General features: G+C 65.0%; 15 protein-coding genes. 1 reads left to right on the top strand and 14 read right to left on the bottom strand.

Features of this window, described 5'->3' with window-relative positions:
* Positions 1-35: 35 nt before the first annotated feature.
* The 14 genes from EDF40_RS15440 to EDF40_RS15380 all read right to left on the bottom strand — a co-directional run bounded on the left by EDF40_RS15440 (position 36) and on the right by EDF40_RS15380 (position 18,073).
* Positions 36-395 carry a hypothetical protein gene (locus EDF40_RS15440; protein ID WP_148061625.1) on the bottom strand — a complete coding sequence of 120 codons (360 nt, stop codon included), beginning with the start codon at positions 393-395 and terminating at the stop codon, positions 36-38.
* Positions 376-852, bottom strand: a complete 477-nt coding sequence (locus EDF40_RS18930) for a DEAD/DEAH box helicase (RefSeq protein WP_148053862.1) — start codon at positions 850-852, stop codon at positions 376-378. The genes EDF40_RS15440 and EDF40_RS18930 overlap by 20 nt, the downstream gene beginning before the upstream one ends.
* Positions 853-1,006: 154 nt before the next feature.
* The gene (locus EDF40_RS15435) at positions 1,007-1,891 is read right to left on the bottom strand and encodes a hypothetical protein (RefSeq protein ID WP_123340292.1); all 885 of its coding nucleotides are present in this window, start codon (positions 1,889-1,891) and stop codon (positions 1,007-1,009) included.
* A gap of 42 nt (positions 1,892-1,933) precedes the next feature.
* Positions 1,934-5,005 carry a type III restriction-modification system endonuclease gene (locus EDF40_RS15430; RefSeq protein WP_123340293.1) on the bottom strand — a complete coding sequence of 1,024 codons (3,072 nt, stop codon included), beginning with the start codon at positions 5,003-5,005 and terminating at the stop codon, positions 1,934-1,936.
* A 129-nt stretch (positions 5,006-5,134) separates the two neighbouring features.
* Entirely contained in the window at positions 5,135-6,790 is a 1,656-nt protein-coding gene (locus tag EDF40_RS15425; RefSeq protein ID WP_221180482.1) for an RNA-binding domain-containing protein, read from the bottom strand.
* Between the two features lie 26 nt (positions 6,791-6,816).
* Positions 6,817-8,700 carry a site-specific DNA-methyltransferase gene (locus tag EDF40_RS15420; protein ID WP_123340295.1) on the bottom strand — a complete coding sequence of 628 codons (1,884 nt, stop codon included), beginning with the start codon at positions 8,698-8,700 and terminating at the stop codon, positions 6,817-6,819.
* Between the two features lie 2 nt (positions 8,701-8,702).
* Complete coding sequence (locus EDF40_RS15415) at positions 8,703-9,368, bottom strand: DUF4391 domain-containing protein (RefSeq protein WP_123340296.1); 666 nt, start codon at positions 9,366-9,368, stop codon at positions 8,703-8,705.
* Positions 9,365-12,619 (bottom strand): helicase-related protein, encoded by a 3,255-nt coding sequence (locus EDF40_RS15410; RefSeq protein ID WP_123340297.1) that lies wholly within the window; start codon positions 12,617-12,619, stop codon positions 9,365-9,367. Before EDF40_RS15410 ends, EDF40_RS15415 begins: the two co-directional genes overlap by 4 nt.
* A gap of 2 nt (positions 12,620-12,621) precedes the next feature.
* Positions 12,622-12,804 carry a helix-turn-helix domain-containing protein gene (locus EDF40_RS15405; protein ID WP_123340298.1) on the bottom strand — a complete coding sequence of 61 codons (183 nt, stop codon included), beginning with the start codon at positions 12,802-12,804 and terminating at the stop codon, positions 12,622-12,624.
* A 436-nt stretch (positions 12,805-13,240) separates the two neighbouring features.
* Positions 13,241-14,764 (bottom strand): PTS transporter subunit EIIC, encoded by a 1,524-nt coding sequence (locus EDF40_RS15400; RefSeq protein WP_123340299.1) that lies wholly within the window; start codon positions 14,762-14,764, stop codon positions 13,241-13,243.
* Positions 14,765-14,803: 39 nt separating this feature from the next.
* Positions 14,804-15,730: an N-acetylmuramic acid 6-phosphate etherase gene (gene murQ / locus EDF40_RS15395; RefSeq protein ID WP_123340300.1), complete on the bottom strand. Its 927-nt coding sequence runs from the start codon at positions 15,728-15,730 to the stop codon at positions 14,804-14,806.
* Between the two features lie 8 nt (positions 15,731-15,738).
* The gene (locus tag EDF40_RS15390; RefSeq protein WP_123340301.1) at positions 15,739-16,635 is read right to left on the bottom strand and encodes a MurR/RpiR family transcriptional regulator; all 897 of its coding nucleotides are present in this window, start codon (positions 16,633-16,635) and stop codon (positions 15,739-15,741) included.
* A gap of 190 nt (positions 16,636-16,825) precedes the next feature.
* The gene (locus EDF40_RS15385; RefSeq protein WP_123340302.1) at positions 16,826-17,413 is read right to left on the bottom strand and encodes a hypothetical protein; all 588 of its coding nucleotides are present in this window, start codon (positions 17,411-17,413) and stop codon (positions 16,826-16,828) included.
* Between the two features lie 9 nt (positions 17,414-17,422).
* On the bottom strand, positions 17,423-18,073 hold the full coding sequence (locus EDF40_RS15380) for an NrtR DNA-binding winged helix domain-containing protein (protein WP_123340303.1): 651 nt from the start codon (positions 18,071-18,073) through the stop codon (positions 17,423-17,425).
* Positions 18,074-18,164: 91 nt separating this feature from the next.
* Between EDF40_RS15380 and EDF40_RS15375 the strand changes: the two genes are divergently transcribed.
* The gene (locus EDF40_RS15375; RefSeq protein WP_123340304.1) at positions 18,165-19,106 is read left to right on the top strand and encodes an ADP-ribosylglycohydrolase family protein; all 942 of its coding nucleotides are present in this window, start codon (positions 18,165-18,167) and stop codon (positions 19,104-19,106) included.
* The last annotated feature ends 4 nt before the right edge of the window (positions 19,107-19,110 follow it).

Below are 19,110 nucleotides of genomic sequence, written 5' to 3'. Positions count from 1 at the left end.
TTCGGCGGCAGTTTCCAGTAGACGAAGGCGTGACTTCACCAATGGAAGTCCACGCCCTCCTGGCCAACGCTGGTCGACACGAGCACGAACAGTGCGAAGGGGCTGTCGAACGCGGCGCGGACGTCCGCCTGCCGTTGCTCGTCGCCCGCATCTGTTCCGGTCCGGCCGCCGTACCGGAGACTGGATCGGGATCGAAGCCGGATTTTTGTCCGGTCAACGTCGGTGTCGTGGGCAACGTAGTTCACGGTGCGCAGAGAGAGGACTGATGCCGCGTGCGCCGAGAAGTCGAGGAGTCGATCGGCAGTGAGCTCTGCTGTGCCGATGTCGCTCACCGACTGGAAGAGGTACTCGTCGAGGACGACCTGCAGGTTGCCGTCAGCGCAGTACTGCAGCACCGCCGACCAGTACAGGACGTCGCTGCTGTACGGCGCATCGAGGACCGCGTTGACCTCGGCACGGTTGAACAGGGACCGTAAGCCGTTGGTGATCCGGAACCCAGCCGTCCAACGTTTGGCGGGGGCAATCGTGTCCGGCGCGATCCGATACACCGCGCGGTAGGCGATGATCCCCGGTGACGTTAGGGCGAGCGATGTTCTGCCGCGCCCGGTCGGCGTTCGAGCACATGTAGACGACGTCGATCCGCTTCACCTCGTCGACGTTCTGCAGGTGATCCACCGCCCGCGCCACCACACCCCGGGCGACGACGTTCTTGCCGAGACCGGTTTCGTCGGCGACGAGGAACCGGTCGGAACCGGCGTCGTCGCCGTAGAACCGCACGAACACGTGGTGCGCCGCGTCTTGCTGGAACGGCTTGAGGCCGGCGAGTACCGCGTCCGCGTCGATCCCGCTCACCGCGAGCCTTCCAATCGTCGTTGCGCTTCCCTTACCGACGCCCACAACTCGTCGAATCCTTCCGGCAGGACGGACGTGTCACCATGGCCGCGCAGGTACTGCACCACGAGATCGACGTCCGCGAGTCCGCGCCCGCGTGCCCCGACGGACCGGATCAACGACTCGAAGAGACCGGCGCCGAGGTCTCCACCAGCCGCCGCGGTGGTTTACCACGCGGAGCCCGCACCGGCACCCGCGGGCCCGAGCCCGACGAGTTCGAGGAGCAGCGTGATGAAGCGCATGAGTCCGCCGGGGTCGACAGATGCGAGGCGATCACAGCGTCGAGCCGGTCATCTGGGTCACCGTGGAGATCAGCGAGCACCACGGTCGACCGCTCCCTGCCCGCTCCGTCACGGACCGCGACAACCAGGTACGGCGTCACGTCCGCGAGGGCGACCCCGTCGACCAAGGACCCGTCCTCGCTCGGTAGCCCCTCGCGCAGCTCGTTCGCTCGGGTGAGCAGCCGCCAGGAGAAGGCGACGTCGTCCGTGGCCGGAAGCGTGTCCGCGCAGCTGACGCGGAGGCCGTACAGTCCGTCCCCCTCGACGTCGATCCGCATCTGCGCGCCACCGACAGCGCGGAGACCGGCGTCGAGGAGTCCACCGGTCTCGTCATCGGCGTCCGCCCCGTCGACCGGCTCGACCGTGTGTTCCACGATGAGGTCGCCGAGCGCCCTCCTCGTGGCGTCGCCCCTGAACTTCGCGGCGGATCCGACGAGTTCGGCCATTACCTCGATGTTGCTGTGCAATGCCACGACAATCGTGTTCAACGACCCGAGCAGCACCCGGGCCCTTCGCTCGCGATTCACCACGATGACCTTCGCGTGCAGACCGCTCAGGACGCCCGGGTGCGCGGATTCGTCGCCCTCCGTGCGGTCGGCTGCGGCATCGAGAACGAACGCGAACGTCCGCCCGCCGATCGTCCCGGGGGAGAGGCGGTTCAGGCTCCCGCTCCGGGAGACGACCAGCAGCTCGTGTCGGGTCCCTCCCCGGAAGGTCATGGATGAACGGGGAGACGATCCGGGCCCGCTCGCCTGACTTCCTTACGGTGTCGCGACGAGTTGCATCAGCTCGGAGTAGTCGGAGACGACGTCGTACGTGACGTCCTGATAAGTCTTTGCACTGAGGGCGGCGAAGAACCTTCGGGCGCACTCGATCTTCGCGTCCTCGACGCCTTTGAGCTGAAGGGTGGATAGCGAGCCCTTGGTCTCAGCGACGAAGTAGACGTGCTTGACGCTACCCTCGCGGAACGCAATAGCCCAATCGGGGTTGTAGTCGCCGACCGGCGTGGGGATGAAGAAACCTCGGGGCAACTTCGAGTAGACGACTACCTCGTCGCTGGTGTCGAGCTCGGTGACGAATGAGCGCTCCACCTTGGAATCCGTGACTACGTACTCGTAGACGCTCTTGCTGAGCTTGTCGCCGGCCTTGGACAGGTCTTGGGCTGTCTGGTTCTCGGTGAAGATAGAGGAGTCGTATCGGTCGTCGAGCGCGTCGTACGTGAGGTGCTCGACGATGACCGTCGCCTTTTGTTCGTTGACAAGCCGCGCCGCCTCGGTGATGAACCGCTCGGGGTTCTGCTTGAACTGTGCGAACGTCGCGGGGTTCACTCCCGTGAGGATCGCCGCGCAGGTGCGTCGGGTGAGCTGCGTCTTCTCCGCGATCTCGCCCAGCAGGTCGTACTTCACCGTGGAACCAGCTGACAGCGCCGACTCCTCGACCTTGGTGGTCGCGACCTTGAAGCCTTCACCGGTCTCGAGCTGTTCGGCCTCGAGGGACGCGAGTTGGACACCCTTCTGGACGACGTACTGCATGGCGGTGATCTTCAGGGACTTCTCGAGCACCTGAATGCACTTCTCGATCAACTCCGCCGAGTCGAACTCCACCTGGTAGACGGCCTTGTGGTTGATCCGTCCCCACAACTCCTGGAACTCCTGCTTGTGGAAGTTCGTCGCGTTCAGCGGGACCTTCTTCGGCTTGCGCCCGTCAGTCGGAGCGGGAAGCGCAAGGTGCAAGGAGTCGATGAGCTCGGCAACCTGGTAGTGGTACTGGTCGAGTCCGGCGGGCATCGGTGGCATGTCGACCTCGCCACGGTCAATCCACTTGTCGGTGAGGTGTTGCTCGTAGTCGATGAATCCGTTCGTCGTAAGCCAGAACTGCAGCTGCTTGGCCTGGTCGTCGTTGATCGCGACCTTCATGCCGGTCGCGAGGTTCTCGACGACCTTTCCTGCGAAGAAGTCGTGGGTCGCCTTGCGCGGCCTGGCGCTTAGCGATTCGACGATCTCTTGCTGCAGTGCGGTTACGAACTCGGTGTAGGACTCGTCCGTGACGACCGTCAGTTCATTGATGTCGTGCACGGTGACCGGATTGTCCATTCGCTCGCCGTGCTGGTCGACCGACAGGCGCAGGCCGCGACCAATCTCCTGCCGCCGTGTGGTGGTGTGGTCGCTCTTCTTGAGCATGCCCATCACGAAGACGTTCGGGTTGTCCCAGCCCTCTCGTAGGGCCGAGTGCGACCAGATGAACCGGACGGGCTCCTCGAACGACAGAAGCCGCTCCTTGTCCTTGAGGATCAGGTCGTAAGCTGCGACGTCGTCGGACTGGCCGGCGGTCTCGCCTGTCTTCTTCACAGACCCATCGACCTGGTTCCCGGACTTCTTGTCGATCGAAAAATAGCCCTGGTGGGTCTTCCCGACCGGGATGGACAACAAGTGCGCGCGATACCGCTCCGAGGCCTCGTCGAGATCCATCTGGCCGAGGTAGTCGGCGACAATCGCCTCGTACTCTTCCTCGAAGACTCGCGCGTAGTCACCGAGCGCGTCCTCCCGGGCGTAGTCGCGATACTTGGCAACCTCATCGATGAAGAAGAGTGACAACGCCTTGATCCCTTGCGCGTACAGCTCGCGCTCCTTGTCGAGGTGCGCGCGGATGACCTCACGAATCTGGATGCGACGCTTCGCGTCGTCGGTGAGATCGTTGGTCACCTGCCCGGCGAAGATGCGCTCACCGTTCGACAGTTCGATGAAGTCCTGGTTCGCGTCGACGTCCACGACGACGAGATCCTTGTACGCCTCGATACCGTTCGAGATGTCGTGAAGCCGGGACCCCTTTCGAAGGCGCACCGACTTCGGCTTCGGGCTCGCGCTGCCGGCGGGCTGAACGTAGAGCTCGACACGCGCCTTCGGGAAGTCAGCGCCCTTGCCGACTTCGAGTCCGTCAACGTAGAGGTATGCGGTGCTGCCCGGCAGGCCCTTCACTGTGATGCCGCGCACTGCGATCTTCTTCACGAGTTTCTTGTTGTACGCGTCCAGCGCGTCGAGGCGGTGCACCTTCGTGCGGTCGATCTTGTGCGTCGCCGAGTACCGCAGCGCGAACAGTGCGTTGAACAGCCCCAGGGCCGTCAGTGACTTCGAGGCCTTCTTGCCGTCGCCCTCGATCTTTTGAGGCTCATCAATGATCAGAATCGGCCGGTTCGCGGCGATCACGTCGATCGGCTTGCGCGACTGGAAATCATCGAGTACCTCGTAGATGCGACGGGCATCCTTGCCGGTCGCGTTGAAGGCCTGAGTGTTGATGACCATCACCTGCACGCCGGCGTCGGACGAGAACCGCTCGAGCTCGTGCAACCGGGATGAGTTGTAGACGAACGTGCGGGGCTTCGTGCCGTAGAGCTGCTGGAAGTGGTCGGCGGTGATGTCGAACGACTTCTTCACCCCTTCGCGGATCGCGATACTCGGTACGACGACGATGTACTTCGACCAGCCGTAGCGCTTGTGCAGCTCCATGATCGTCTTGATATAGACGTACGTCTTGCCGGTGCCGGTCTCCATCTCGATGTCGAGATTGATCGGCGCGGCCGGCGACGTCACGAGACTCTTCGACAGCGGCAGACCGCGAGGCCTCTGGACGGCGTGGACATTCTCCAAGAGCTGCGGCATCGCGACGGCGATCGCGGAGTTTCGGAGGCCCGCGTCGTCGAGGAGAGTCGGGGCGATGTCCTTGCCCGGGTCGATACGGTACTTCACCCCGTCGGCGAAGGGCTGGCCGGCGAACACGTCGACCACGGAATCGACGGCCTCGGTCTGGTACCGCTGGACCTTGAACTGGAGCTTCATCGAGTTGCCTGTTTCGGTTTGTCTTTGTTAGTTTGGGTTACTGCGGAGGTGGCGAAACCCAAACTGGGATGGTGCGTCAACCGCGTAAAATCGGGCAAGTCGGCCCTTCGCGAGGTGCTGACGCCATGCCTAGTCATGGATGGTTTCGGTTGAACAGAGTTGCCAGCGAGCCGTTCGCGTCGCCCCGATGCTTTCGATGACACCTTGCTTTCGCAAGCGTGTCAGCAAGTTGTGCACCTTGCTCTGCTTCTGGCTATCTGTGAGGACATCCGGCAGCTTGTTCCAGAGGAAGCCGTCGATGTCCCTCCGAGTGCCCTGACCGAACTGCTGTAGATACTCGATCACGAGCTTCGCGTAGTACTCGTCATCAAGCGCACGCGTCTGCATGTATTGCGCCCGAGCATCGGTTGCGTCAGCGACGACGGCCGACACGTGGAAGCTGGGCCTACGTCCCTCGATCAGCCTTGCGCGCTTCAAGCGCGAGGCAGCCTCGTCGGTGATCGGTAGACGCTTCTGAACGCGGTCAAGTGCGAGCACATCGTCCAGCGGTAGGTCGGTACGAACCATGAGTAGGCGCGAGTACGCCTCGTCGATGACGGCGCCGGAGATGGTCAGCTTGACCTCGCCGGGATCCGATAGGTCGTAGTCGGGCAGAGGGAGGAACCGACGAACCTGGTCCTGTACCATCCGGTGGATGCCGTTGCCCATGTGGTCGATGAGGTTGAGCTCGGTCATCGCAGCGACCAGGAACGGGTTGCGGTAGCGGCGCGGAACCTGTTCGCTGAGCATGTACGACTCGGGTGTACGGTCGTAGAATTCGCCGACGCTGATGAACTCCGCACGATCGACGTACTCGACGACGATCACGCGGGAGTTGCGCCGGTAGTCCTGGTGGGCGATGCAGTTGTAAATCGCCTCGAGGAGGCTGCGTTCGTCGTATTTGCTGATCTCGCGGTAGATCAGCTCGTTCGGCGGCACCAGCCGGATTTGAACGTTCCGGATCCGGTTCTTGAGTGAAGTTGCGGTGAGCAGGAACGGCAGATGGAAGTGTTCGTAAGCGGATTCCTGGCCGACGAGCTTCCAGGTGAGCTCCAAAGGATGAGGGCTAAGGAGGTGTTCAGAGGTGCGGGCGCCGAGCAAGATCAGCGCAGCCCTTGTGATGCCGCCTTCCACGGTCAAACGCGCCTTCTCCAGAAACGTGGCGTCGCTCCAGGATTCGATCTGCTCCGCCAGGCGAGGGTTCCGCTCAGCGAACCCCTGGCGAGCACGGGCGATGGCGGCGGAGTCGAGGTGCTTGATCGTTGCGGAGGGGACGACAACTGCGGTCCAGTCCGTGGCCAACGTCTGCGCACGGATCTCGTCGAGCTTCGACAGATGCAGCGAGTCTAGGCTCTCGCCGCTGCGCGCGTAGTAATGCCCCTTCCATGCGATGGGGATGCCACGCGGCGCAGGGGGAACCTTGAGGAGCAGGACCCGGCCATCGGGATGCGCGAGCTCGAGGATCTCACTGAATGTGGCGCTCGGGTCGGCGCTCTCAGCGATCTGCATCTTCAGGCTGTGCAAACGGTCTGGCTCCGAACGGTACGGCGTGCCGACAACGTTACGAGTGCTGTTCCTGACACCGAACACCAGCCAGCCTGCGTCTACGCCATGCAGGTTGGCTTCGTTCGAGAGCGCGGAGAAGTACTTGCCGATGTCGTTTGTCGAGTAACTCTCGCCGGCTTCCTTGAACTCAACAACCTCGTTCTCCCACCCGGCGATGAGGCGGTCGAGGAGTGCAGTCATTTCCGCAGGGGTCATAGATGCGGGCCTCAGATCGTTCGAACATCAGTCTCGGGCGACACCTCGCGAAAGATCTGCTCGGCATTGATGCGTGCGGCGTCGGTTTCGAAGCCCGCGTCCAAGAACACAGCACGGAGTGGATGCCGCGCTGCGATCGTCTTCACAAGATCTTCGGTGACCTGGTTGGCGAAGCAAGCGATCAGGGCGTCATCGTCGACAGACAGCACACATCGGGACGCAACTTCTTCGACCGTGATCGGCGCCGCCAGTTCGAGTCCCCAGTCGAGCAGCACCTGGAAGAGCAGATCTTCATTCGATCGATCGGGCTTTACGCTGTCAACCGCTGACATTAGCGAGGCCTGTACCAAGTCGTCAGCAGTGGCATCCAAGTCGGTCATGTTCGTGGTGTCGATGCGAAGCGAACGGAACCCAACATCGAGCGCGGAATCACGTCCGAGTGCTTGCTTCGCTGCAGCAGCGCCAGCTCGACGAACTCGATCACGCGAGATATCCGCGATCGAGTGATATCCCGCAATGGCGGCAGCAGACTTCGCATCGAGCAGCTCGGGCATCTGGACAAGAACGAACCGTCGATTCCCACCGTCTGCGAGGTTCGCATTCATTACGGCGTGCGCTGTCGTCCCCGATCCTGCGAAGAAGTCGACAACGACATTCGCTCGATCGGTTTTAGTTGCGAGCTGCACTACCCGCTCGATAAGTCGCACAGGTTTGGGGAAATCGAAGAACGTCTCACCGTCCTTGTCGAACAGCGCCCGGACTTCGCGCGTCCCCTCCTGCGTGTGGCCCACTTCTGAGTTCGGCCACCACGTCCAGGCCGACTTACCGTTGCGCTCAGCCAGGTAGGTCTTTCGGCGGGGTATGCCCGTTCCGTCCGGCCCGTACCAGAACCGTCGCTCCGCTACCTGCTTCTTGTACTCGTCCTCGAGATTCATCCAGCACCTGCCAGGGGGCGGACTGACCACAGCCCCGGACGGCGTGGTGATGGCATACATCTGGTTTGGTCGGAAGCCTGGTGCGGTGAAGTCTGATGAAACCCACGGGCCACGAGGATCGTTGTCAGGATTCGAGAATGCCGAACGATCCCTTTCATCCAGGGGCAGCGGCGAGAGGGCCTCTTCGATCACGGTGGCATTTCTGGCGTAGACGAGGATATACTCATGCCCGGCCGCCAGCCGCTTACGCGCCTCCGGGGAAGTGCGCTTCTGCCACACGGCGGAAGCTACAAAGTTGCTTTCGCCGAAGACCTCGTCAGCGACTTTCCGCAGCGATGCAACTTCATGGTCGTCGATCGAGATAAAGATCACCCCGTCCTGGGCGAGCAGGGTCCGTGCGAGCTTGAGCCGCGGCAGGATCATGCTCAACCAATCCGAGTGAAACCGCCCGTTAGCCTCCGTATTGGCGACGAATCGCGTGCCATCCGTCCCGAACTGCCCTGATCCGGCGAGGTACTCGTGCGCCGTCTGACCGAAGTCGTCCTCGTATACGAAGTCGTTTCCGGTGTTGTAGGGAGGGTCGATGTAGATCAGTTTGACCTTGCCGAGGTAAGACTCCTGCAGCAGCTTGAGTGCGTCGAGGTTGTCGCCCTCGATGAAGAGGTTCTTCGTGGCGTCGAAGTCGACCGACTCTTCGCGCACGGGACGCAGGGTCTTCGCGATCGGCGCGTTGGCAGCGAAAGCAGCGGCACGCTTGCCGGGCCAGTCGAGCTGGTAGCGCTCCTGCGGGCCTTCGACGATATGGTCGGTGAGCTCCTGACGGAGCAGGTCGAAATCGATGGAGCGACGAGGTCCGCCAACCTCATCGACCGTCTCGGTCACCACGGTCGGGAAGAGCTCGGCGAGTCTATCGATGTTCGTCTGGGTGAGGTCAGGGGATGTCATCCGGCGCTTCTCCATGGTCACTTCTGCTCTTCCAGTTCTGCTTGCTTCGTCTTCAGCATCCGGCGCAATTCGACCCTTCGATTGAGCTGAGGCTCCGATTGGATCTTGCGTTCGAGTCCGGCGACTTCTCGCTGAAGCCGGCGCACCGATTCCATTCTCTCGGAAACCTCAGACGCTTCCTCGCCGGGGCGCACGTCGATGGGGGTGAGTGAGGCGAGGAGCGCGGCGTATAGCGCCGCCAACGAGATCGCCGTTGGCAACGCCGACCGCTCTGCATCGGTTGGCATCCACCGCGTCGAGTAGTAGCACCGAACCTTGGACGTTCCGGCGCCGCGCGATTTGTGGGCGGTGGCCATCCGCACCTCACGGCGCCCGGATCTCTCCCGCGTGATCTCAAAGATGATCGGGTTGGGCACGGCCTTATCGATGGCGGTCAGCACCGCGTCGGCGACGTCGTCGATCTTGCTGTCGAGCTCAAAGATCTCGATCTCGGGCACCGCCGTCGTGCCCGTGAGGTTGATCGTCTCTTCGGCGAGCTTGTGCGTCCACGTGATCCGCTGCACGTCTGTGACGAACTTCTCGCGCACTGCTGAGCTGACCGATCCGTGCTCGTAGAACCTCTCCTTCGGCACGCGAGCGCCGAAACGTGCACCAGCCGGCCACTGAAATAGCAGGTCGCTCACGAGGCATCCGCCCGATCGACGACCACAATGAACGCGATCAACTCGAAGTCATCGAGCCCCGCGATTTGCTGCGTGAGCGCGGTGGTGTGCCCACCGCGGAACAGACTGTCGATGTCGCGCTCTTCGGTGACCTCGATCATCGAACGAATGGCATCCGTCAGCAGAGCCGAGTACTTACCCATGTCTGCACCCTCGCGGGTGGCGTCGTTAAATACTCGCGTGACCTCGGCAACGGGCTCATCATGCGGGCGAGACCCGGCACGAACAAGGTCAAGCAGCCGCTTCGCCTCGGTGTGGTCGGCGATGACGTCGCCAGCCTCATCGACGTAGATCAGGTAGTGCGGGTGCAGGCGGTTGCCACGGTTCACCGACGGATCGGCGTTGACATTCTTCAGCGCGAATATGACACCAGGGAGAAGGCCGATGGAAGCGTCTGCAGGGATCACGGCGTGCAGGCCCCGGGGAGCCGTGGCGATGTCGCCGTACTCTTTCAGGTAGGCGAGCAGGTCCATACGGAAGTCGTTGAGGCCGAGATCCGTTATCGAGACCCCGGCGCGGACGTCTTCGAGTTCGATGTTCTCGTTCTGCAGCTTGCGCAGCTGCTCCTTGCGGAACGCGGCATCAGAATCTTTAGGATCGAGCACGTTGTCGTCGGCTGATCCGGCGAGGTCTGCGATCACCATCCGGTTCTCGACGCGCTCTTTCAGGTTGATGTACTCATCGAGTGAGATGTCGGGCCAGAAGTTGACGAGCTGGATGACCTCGTTCATCGATCCGATACGGTCAATCCGACCGAATCTCTGGATGATCCGCACCGGGTTCCAGTGGATGTCGTAGTTGATGAGGTAGTCGCAGTCCTGCAGGTTCTGGCCCTCGCTGATGACGTCGGTGCCGATCAGAATGTCGATGTCGTGGGCATCCTTCGGCATGGTGAGGTGCCGCTGCTTCGATCGTGGCGAGAACATCGACATTACCTGCTGGAAATCGAAGCCGGTGCCGATTGTCGACTTCGCGCCGTGGCTACCGCCGGTGATCACCGCGCTTTCGAGCCCGGCCTGCTGGAGCAACGGCGCGAGTTCGCGGTAGAGGTAATTCGCGGTGTCGGCGAAAGCGGAGAAAATCAGCACCTTGCGGTTCTCTGGGTTGAGCGGATGCTCTGTCTTCTGCTGGACCAGGTGCCGCAGCTTGCGCAGTTTGAGGTCGTGCGCCGGGGTCACCTTGCGCATCTCGTCTAGGAGTTCGCGCAGTGTCTCGCGGTCATGCCAGAGGTCTCGCTGCCACGATTCGACGTCGATGTCATCGATGTCGATGCGTATCTTCTCGCCGAATGACAGCGCCTCGACGTTAGCGTCATCCTCATCGTCGAGGTCGAAGTCGAGATCGTCCATGTCGCGGATCTCCGGGAGGGAGCCGGAGTGGTTATTGAGCCGCGTAAGCGTGCTGTCGACGGCGGATTCGATCTTCGCCAACGTCAAGCGGAAGGCCTCGACCGAGCTTTCGAGACGCTTGAGCAAGTTGACGGTCATCAGCTTCTTGAGGCCCTCTTCGCGTCCTTGCTGGCCGAGGTTCGAGCGGGCGTTACCGGTCGTGACGTTGTAGAGGTCCTCGTACTTACTGATGCGGCTCGGGAACACATACGCGAGCGGCGTGTAGACGCCCAGCGTAAGCACCTGCAGCTGTTCGAAGATCTCGTAGAAGGAGGGAACGTCGCTGAGGTCGGTGAGCGGCTCGCGGATGGAGGCGGGCGGCAGGCGCCGAGGGAAGGCGCCGATCTCGCTCGTGTCGTAGAACGCCTGAATGTGCTTGCGAGATCGTGCGATGGTGACAGCGTCGAGCAGCTCGAAGAAGTCGAAGTCGAGCATCCGCAGGATGCGGTCGGCGGTGCGCTCCTCATCGGGGAGCTTCGACCACTCGTTGAACACCGCCTGGGCATCGCGGAACAGCCGCTCGACCGAGGTTGAGAGCGCGAGCTTGTCGGCGAGGGCGTCGCTCTCGCCCTCGTATGCCAACTGCAACTGGTTCTTGAGGTCGTTGAACCGGTTGTTCACTGGCGTCGCAGACAGCATCAGCACCTTGGTCTTCACGCCTTCGCGGATGACCTGTCTCATGAGACGCTGGTAACGCGATTCCTTCTCTTCCGCGTAGTCGGCATTGCGGAAGTTGTGCGACTCGTCGATGACAACGAGATCGTAGTTGCCCCAGTTAATGCGATCCAGCCTGAGGCCGAGCGACTCACCCCGCGTGCGGGACAAATCGGTGTGGGCGAGGACGTCGTAGTTGAAACGGTCGCTCGCGAAGATGTTGGTGGTGAGGTTGGCGTTGTAGTTCGTCCAGTTCTCGGCGAGCTTCTTCGGCGCGAGTACCAAGACGGACTTGTTGCGTAGCTCGTAGTACTTGATGACAGCCAGGGCGGTGAATGTCTTTCCGAGTCCGACGCTGTCCGCGAGGATGCAGCCGTTGTAGGTCTCGAGCTTGTTGATGATGCCGGTCGCGCCATCCCGCTGGAAGTTGTACAGGCTCTGCCAGACCTTGGTGTCCTGATAGCCGGTGCGGTCGTTTGGAAGCACGTCCTCGCTGATGTCATCGAGAAACTCGGCGAAGAGATTGTAGAGGATGAGGAAGTAGATGCGAGCCGGAGAGTTCTCGGCGTACACGCTCGCGATGTGGTCGTACACGACTCGCGTGACGTCGTCGAGCTGACCGGGGCTTGCCCAGATCTGTTCGAATAGATTGAGGAAGCCGCTTGCCTCGGGGGCGCCCTCGAACTTCGTGACCATGTTGGAGACTGCGTTGCCGCGCTCGTATCCGAGATCGGCCGTCGTGAAGCCCTGCAGCGGCATGTACGCGGCGCGATCGTCGACTACGGCGAACTGCTGCATCTGGTGGCCGCTGGCATTCGATCGGAAAGTGACCTTCTCACGCACCCATGCGGCGCACTCCCGTGCGATCGCGCGCTGCGTGAGTTGGTTGCGGAGGCGGATCTCGAACTCGGATCCGTAGAGCGACGACTCTGCGTGTGGGATGAAGAACTCGCGGCGGTGCTTGCGCAGCTTGTCTGTCGCCTGCCCGTTGCTGAACGACGGCGACGTGAAGATGAACTCGAGCTTGTCGACGTGCGCAAGCTCCTTGCGCAGTGCCTCGAAAGCGAAGATCGAGAATGTCGAGGCGGCGATGCGTACTTTCGAGCCGCGGCCGATTTCGGACGTGAGGTCATCGCCGAGCAGGTCGGAGACGTTGTCGATGATCCGCATGGTCAGGCGCCGGCCCTCGCGCCACCACCACGCACCCAGTCGTCGACCTCGCTCGCCTGGAACTTCCAGAGCCGCCCGACCTTGTGCGCCGGCATCCCCTTGTCGGCGATCCAGGCGTAGACGGTGTCCTTCGTGACGCCCAAATGCTCGGCGACGTCGTCGGCAGAAAGCCATGGCCCTGACATTCACACCCCCATGCGGATTGAGCCGGATGTATCCGGATGTGGCCGAGCTTAGTGGGAAGTAGGCCTCAACACGGTGTGGACCGCGCGAAGCCAAGGTCGCCGAACGCGGCGTCCCGTTCGTTGTTCGGATCCACGGGCCACCCATCGAGGCGCTGATCCGCGAGAGACCAGGGTCATGACTTCCCACCTGGCCGCACTCGTGAGACTATCCGCCGCGAGGCTCCGAAGCGACTATCTGTGCCCCTTCAGCCAGCGCACGACCACACTCTCGGGTCGGCTGCACGGATGGGTGACATCTGATCCGGCTGCCCCGGCGGGGGAGTCCTCCGGGATGTGCAACGAGGTGAACGCGAGCGTCGACCCGCCGCCGCTGCGGCTGAGAACGTCGGACTCGCCAGCGAACTATGCGCCAGATACTCGCTCGCGCCCAACCGCATCAGCGCGTAGCCCTGACGGAGTCAGCAGCCGAAGCGGACGCAGCAGCGTGAGCAATCGAGAGGGGCCCCGCGGGAGCGACCGGGTCGCCTGAGGATGCCGTCGAATGCGCCACCAGGTCGGCCTTCACCGACTCAGACACCCCGAACAGCAGCGTCGCCACGAACCCGACGACGTACGCCACGATGAGCCCCGACCCGTACCCGAGAAGGGCCCACCCGTACCCGGACGAGCCGTTCAGCAGCGGGATGAGCGACAGGTCGGAGGCACCGATGGCGATCGCGCCGACGGAGTGCCCGAGCTGGTCGAACAGCCCGACGACACCGCCGCCGAACGCCCCGCCGATGCACGCGGTGATGAACGGCCGACCGAGGGGCAGCGTCACGCCGTAGATCAGGGGCTCGCCGACACCGAGGAATCCGGCCGGCAGCGCACCGCGGATGGTCCGCACCAGCGAGGCGTTCGACCGGAACCGAACCCACAGCGCGATGCACGCACCGATCTGCCCGGCACCACCCATCGCCAGCACGGGCAGCAGCACGGTCCACCCGGTCTGGTCGATCAGGGTGGTGTGGATCGGGATGAGTCCCTGGTGCATGCCGGTCATGACGAGCGGCAGGAAGAGGCCTCCGAGCACGAAGCCGGCGAAGGCTCCACCGTTCGCGAGCAGCCAGGTGGCAGCGGTCCCGATCGCGACGGAGACGACTCCGGCGACGGACATCAGGATGCCCAGCGTGACCGAGCCGGCAACCAGCACGGTCACGGTCGGCACGACGATGAGCGCGATGACGTCGGGAGTGACCTTGCGCATGAACCGCTCGACGTAGGCGGCGAGGATGCCGCCGGCCATGGCGCCGAGCACGCCGCCCTGCCCAGGAGCGAGGGTCTCCCCGAACACGGTCACGTTCGCGACACCGGCCGCGACGATGATGCCGCCGACCGCACCGCCGAGGATGGGCGTGCCGCCGAACTCTTTCGCGGCGTTCATCCCGACGAACACGGCGAGCAGCGACAGGAAGCCGGACGAGAGCACACCGAGGAACGGCGTCACCCCGGGCACCCACCCCAGGTTCGTCAGGATGCCGTTGATCCCGGCGATCAGCCCGCAGGCGATCAGTGCGGGGATGAGCGGGATGAAGATCGCGGAGATCTTCCGGATCGCACGCATCGTGCGGCCGTCGGAACGGGACCGCGCGGTCGCCTTGATGGACGCACCGCGAGCGGCGAGCTCCTCGGGCGACGCCCCAGGCCCGCCAGCCGCAGCCAGCGGGTCGGCCGCGCGCAGGGCCTCCAGGCCGTCGGCCACGCGGTCGACGAGACCCGGGCCGAGCACGATCTGCAGGTTCGAGCCGGCCGCGATGGCGGCCATGACGCCGTCGGTGGCCTTGAGGTCTTCGAGCGCGACGGAGGAGTCGGACACGACCTCGACCCGCAGGCGGGTCATGCAGTTCTCGACGTCGGCGATGTTCGCGGAGCCACCGACGGAGTCGAGGATCTGCTGGGCGAGTTGCTGTGCATCGGGCATTGGCGTGCTCCTCGGGGGAAAGGAAATGGAAAGAAAGCGTCAGGAGATGACGGCGCGGAGCGAACCGCTGGCGGCCTCGAGCCGGGAGCGCGCGGAGGCAGCGGACGAGCCGGTCAGGATCACGGCGATGGCGGTCTTCACCTCGCCGTCCGAGGCATCCAGCGCCGCCTGGACGTCGGCGGAAGCAGCGCCGGTGACGTCCTGCACGAGCGAGAACGCCCGCGCGACGAGCTTCGCGTTCGTGGCCCGCACGTCGACCATGCGGTTGCCGTAGGTCTTGTGGCTGCGCACCATCGCGAGCGTGGTGAGCATGTTCAGCACGAGCTTCTGCGCGGTGCCCGCCTTCAGGCGGGTCGAGCCGGCGATGAACTCGGGGCCGACGACGACGTCGATGGCGATGTCCGCCTCCCGCCCCGCGGCCGAGTCGGGGTTGCACGCGACGGAGACCGACAGGGCGGAGCGGCGACGGGCCTCCAGGATGGCTGCGATGACGTAGGGCGTCCTGCCGGACGCGCTGATCCCGACGACCACGTCGTCGGCCGTCAGGCCGAGCGCGTCGAGGTCGCGGACGGCCGCTGCTTCGTCGTCCTCCGCGCCCTCGACGGCGGTGGTCAGGGCGATGTCGCCGCCGGCGATGACGCCGACCACCTGCGAGGGATCGGTGCCGAAGGTGGGCGGGCACTCGCTGGCGTCGAGGACGCCGAGCCGGCCCGGCGTGCCGGCGCCGACGTAGACGAGTCTGCCGCCGCGCGCGAACGCTCCGGCGATCGAGTCTGCCGCCAGGGCGATGGCCGGGAGGCACGGCTCCAGAGCCGCAGGCACGCTGCGGTCTCCGGCGTTCATGCGCTGGGCGGCTTCCAGCGTGGAGATCGTGTCGATGTCGTCCAAGGAGTGGTCGGTCGCCTCGGTGGTGAGGGCGGCGAGTTCGTCGCGGAGGGCGTCGTGGCTGTCGTGCTTCGTGGTCATGGTGGTGCTCAGTTCCGGTGGTGGGTGCGGACGGCGTCGCGGCTGCGGGCGAGGAGCGGTTGTGACCGCTCGTCGGTGCGCTGCGCGACGACGATGAACAGGGCGTCGACGATGGCGAGTTGGCTCATGCGGCTGCCCATCGCGGCGGGGCGGAGGGCGCTCTCGGCACCGGCGACGCCGAGCAGGACGTGGTGGGCCGTGGTGGCGAGCGGGGCGTTGGCGTGGCCGGTGATGGCGACGATCGTCGACCGCTGGGCCGCGGCGGCGTGGGCGACCTCGAGCGTCTCGGTGGTGGAGCCCGAGTGGCTGACGAGCACCAGGACGTCGTGCTGGCCGATGACGCTCGCGAGGGTCAAGGCGTTGTGCGGGTCGTCGGCGATCGAGCTCACGATCCCGATGCGCTCGAGCTTGAGGTGCAGGTCCCGCGCGACGATGCCGCTCGCGCCGACGCCGTACAGGACGACACGGCGGGCACTGCTCACCGCTGCGGCCGCGGCTTCGAGGGCGTGCGGGTCGAGCGCGGCGCGGGTGTCGGCCATCACGGCGCGGACGTCCTCGGTGACCTTCGCGATGACGGTGGCGACGTCGTCGTCGACGGCGACCCCGGCGTGGATCTCGGTGTGTTCGCGCTCGTGGATGCCCCGTTCGACGGCCCGGGTCATGCTGCGCTGCAGGCCGGCGAAGTTCGCGAAGCCGAGGTGCTGGGCGAAGCGGGAGACGGTGGCGGGGGAGACGCCCGCGCGGCCGGCGAGTTCGGCGGCGTTCGTGGTGGCTGCGGCTGCCGGGTCCTCGAGGACGGCGTCGGCGATGGCGCGCATGCTCGACGGCATCGTGGCCGACTGGGTGCGGACGAGGGCGAAGGCGTCGGCGCGCTCGACCCGGTCGGGCCGTTCGGTGATCGTCATCCGGCTATGAAAGCGTCTTTCGTGCGCGAGCGCCAGGGGTGAAAGTAAATTGCGTGTTACAGGTGGGTGGGGTGGCCGAGCGGCGGGGCTCGCGCGTTCAGTGAGCAGAAAACGTCGAGTCGCTGCGGCGGACTCGACGTCTTCTGCTCACTCGATGAGCGGCGGACGCGAACCCGGGCGGTCGTGCTCGTCAGGACTGCGGGGCCGGGGACGCCACGTCGGTCGCCGCCCGCAGGTACCGCCGCGACCGACGAACCGCTCGCAGCAGGATCGGCGTCATGACCAGTGCGGTGATGAGCAGTGCTGCGCAGAGGAACCGCGAGAACGCCGAGCCGAAGACGTCGTCGTCCGCGAGCCTCGGGACCTGGATGCCGGCGATGCCCACGTAGAGCAGCAGGAACTGGGCGAGGGCGAGCGGTTGGTAGGTGGAGAGCAGTCGTGCGTGCTCGCGCGCTCGGAGGGCGAGGTCGGACTCGGGTGGCTGGATCGGGCTGCCGGTCTTGATCGCTTGCGTCACCATGCGCTTGCCGGCAGGAGAGAGCCCCGCCGTTGTGGCCTGCATGGCGGTCGACATCCCGATCGTCGTGGCGAGGATCGAGAAGGTACCGGTCAGGCCACCGACGGACGCGCCGAAGCCGACGACGGTGAGGACTGCGACGGCGCCCGACTCGGTCGTGGCCAGCAGCCCGCCGATGACGGCGCCGACGACGGCTCCGATCAGTGCGAGCAGGGTCGTCCGTCGCCAGGCTCGCCGTCCTGTCAGTTCGAGTTCCCCCATGCCCCCACCCTACGAGCGGATCACCGTGTACCGCGTCGCTGGCTTCCCCGGCCCGTCCGCCCGCTTCGTGTCCGTCGCGGTCAACTTCGGCAGCATGGCTCGCCGGAACGAGTCCGGCAGGAGGCGCTCGCCGAGGACCGCCTCGTGCAGCTGCCGCAACTCCGACATCGTGAACGGCTCGTCGAGCAGCCCGTGTGGATCGGGGGCAGTGCGGTAGACGGACCGGAGTCGAACGACCGCGAACTCGAGGATGTCGTCGTGCCCGTGCACCATCCCGCGCGCCTCGATCACCGGCGCGAGTCGTCCCTGGGGCTCGTCCAGGTCCAGAGCATGCGCCGGCACCACGTCGAGGTGCGCCACCGACAGCACCCATCCACGGTCGTCCCGCGCCGGGTCGTCGAACACATGGAGCTGCTGTGGTGCGAGCCCGCTCATGCCCGCCTTCTCGCGGAGTGACCGCAGCACCGCGTCCGCCAGCCGCTCGCCCTCGTGCACGAACGTTCCCGGTAGCCGCCAGTCACCCTCGGTGGCATCGCGGACCTGCACGACCGACAGCGGTCCGCCCACCGGAATGGTCAGCACGGCGGTGTCCACGGCGACGGAGGGCCGCGGGTAGTCCGTCAGGCGTCGGCCGCTCGCGTCGCGGTACTCGTCGGTCATGATCGCGATTTTACGCACACTTGCGCAAACATGGCGAGTGGTGCAGGATCGGTTTTACGCAATCCCGCGTAAACCCGATCCGGAGGTCCACATGACCACCTCGCAGATCAACGACCGAGCAGTCGGCGCCGTCCTCGGCTCCGCCGCCGGCGACGCCCTCGGCGCCGGGTACGAGTTCCGACCGGCAGTGCCCGAGCCGACCCCGATCACGATGACCGGCGGCGGCTCCTTCGGCTGGGCGCCCGGGGAGTGGACCGACGACACGAGCATGGCCGTTCCGATCCTCCGCACGGTCGCCCGCGGCGGCGACCCGGCTTCGGAGCCAGCCCTCGACGGCCTGGTGGCCGCCTGGGCAGCGTGGTCGGTCAACGCGCCCGACGTCGGCATCCAGACGCGCAACGTGTTGACCGGTCTGGAGGCGCGGATCGCCTCCGTCGCGCGGGCTTCGGCCCGGCAGGAGCACGAGTACAAGGGCCGCTCCGCCGGCAACGGGTCGCTCATGCGGACCGCACCGTTGGTGCTCGGCTTCGTGCGCGGTGACGTCGGCGAAGAGGAACGGCTCGCCACGGCGGCTCGCGGGATCAGCGACCTGACGCACTATGAGTCCGACGCGGGGGACGCGTGCGTGCTCTGGTGCGTGGCGATCCGGCACGCGGTGCTGACCGGCGAGCTCGACGTCCTGCGTGGCGTCGACCTGCTCGACCTCGACCGGCGCCGAGTGTGGGTGGACCGGATAGTCACGGCCGAGCACTCGCAGCCCGTGGACTTCACGGAGTCGAACGGGTGGGTGGTGTCCGCGCTGCAGGCCGCCTACGCCGCGGTGCGCCAGAGTTCCTCGCTCGAGGACGCCCTGGTCCGCGCAGTCCGCACCGGCAACGACACCGACACGGTCGCCGCGATCGCCGGCGGGCTCGCGGGTGCGCTGTACGGAGCGTCGTCGTTGCCGGCCCAGTGGCGGGAGCTGCTGCACGGCTGGCCGAACCTGCGCGCCGACGACCTCGTCGCGCTCAGTGAGCAGGCGCTCGCCGTCTGACCGG

Source organism: Curtobacterium sp. PhB170 (assembly GCF_003752345.1).
GTDB lineage: Bacteria > Actinomycetota > Actinomycetes > Actinomycetales > Microbacteriaceae > Curtobacterium.
Note: the sequence above shows the minus strand (reverse complement) of the source record. Positions and strands in the feature narration are given on the sequence as shown.

What these genes read in the sequence shown, in the direction of transcription:
- EDF40_RS15435 (WP_123340292.1), bottom strand. Translation starts at nt 1,891, where the DNA reads ATGACCTTCCGGGGAGGGACCCGACACGAGCTGCTGGTCGTCTCCCGG.
- EDF40_RS15385 (WP_123340302.1), bottom strand. Translation starts at nt 17,413, where the DNA reads ATGGGGGAACTCGAACTGACAGGACGGCGAGCCTGGCGACGGACGACC.
- EDF40_RS15380 (WP_123340303.1), bottom strand. Translation starts at nt 18,073, where the DNA reads ATGACCGACGAGTACCGCGACGCGAGCGGCCGACGCCTGACGGACTAC.
- EDF40_RS15410 (WP_123340297.1), bottom strand. Translation starts at nt 12,619, where the DNA reads ATGCGGATCATCGACAACGTCTCCGACCTGCTCGGCGATGACCTCACG.
- EDF40_RS15420 (WP_123340295.1), bottom strand. Translation starts at nt 8,700, where the DNA reads ATGGAGAAGCGCCGGATGACATCCCCTGACCTCACCCAGACGAACATC.
- murQ (WP_123340300.1), bottom strand. Translation starts at nt 15,730, where the DNA reads ATGACCACGAAGCACGACAGCCACGACGCCCTCCGCGACGAACTCGCC.
- EDF40_RS15400 (WP_123340299.1), bottom strand. Translation starts at nt 14,764, where the DNA reads ATGCCCGATGCACAGCAACTCGCCCAGCAGATCCTCGACTCCGTCGGT.
- EDF40_RS15425 (WP_221180482.1), bottom strand. Translation starts at nt 6,790, where the DNA reads ATGACTGCACTCCTCGACCGCCTCATCGCCGGGTGGGAGAACGAGGTT.
- EDF40_RS15430 (WP_123340293.1), bottom strand. Translation starts at nt 5,005, where the DNA reads ATGAAGCTCCAGTTCAAGGTCCAGCGGTACCAGACCGAGGCCGTCGAT.
- EDF40_RS15375 (WP_123340304.1), top strand. Translation starts at nt 18,165, where the DNA reads ATGACCACCTCGCAGATCAACGACCGAGCAGTCGGCGCCGTCCTCGGC.
- EDF40_RS15405 (WP_123340298.1), bottom strand. Translation starts at nt 12,804, where the DNA reads ATGTCAGGGCCATGGCTTTCTGCCGACGACGTCGCCGAGCATTTGGGC.
- EDF40_RS15390 (WP_123340301.1), bottom strand. Translation starts at nt 16,635, where the DNA reads ATGACGATCACCGAACGGCCCGACCGGGTCGAGCGCGCCGACGCCTTC.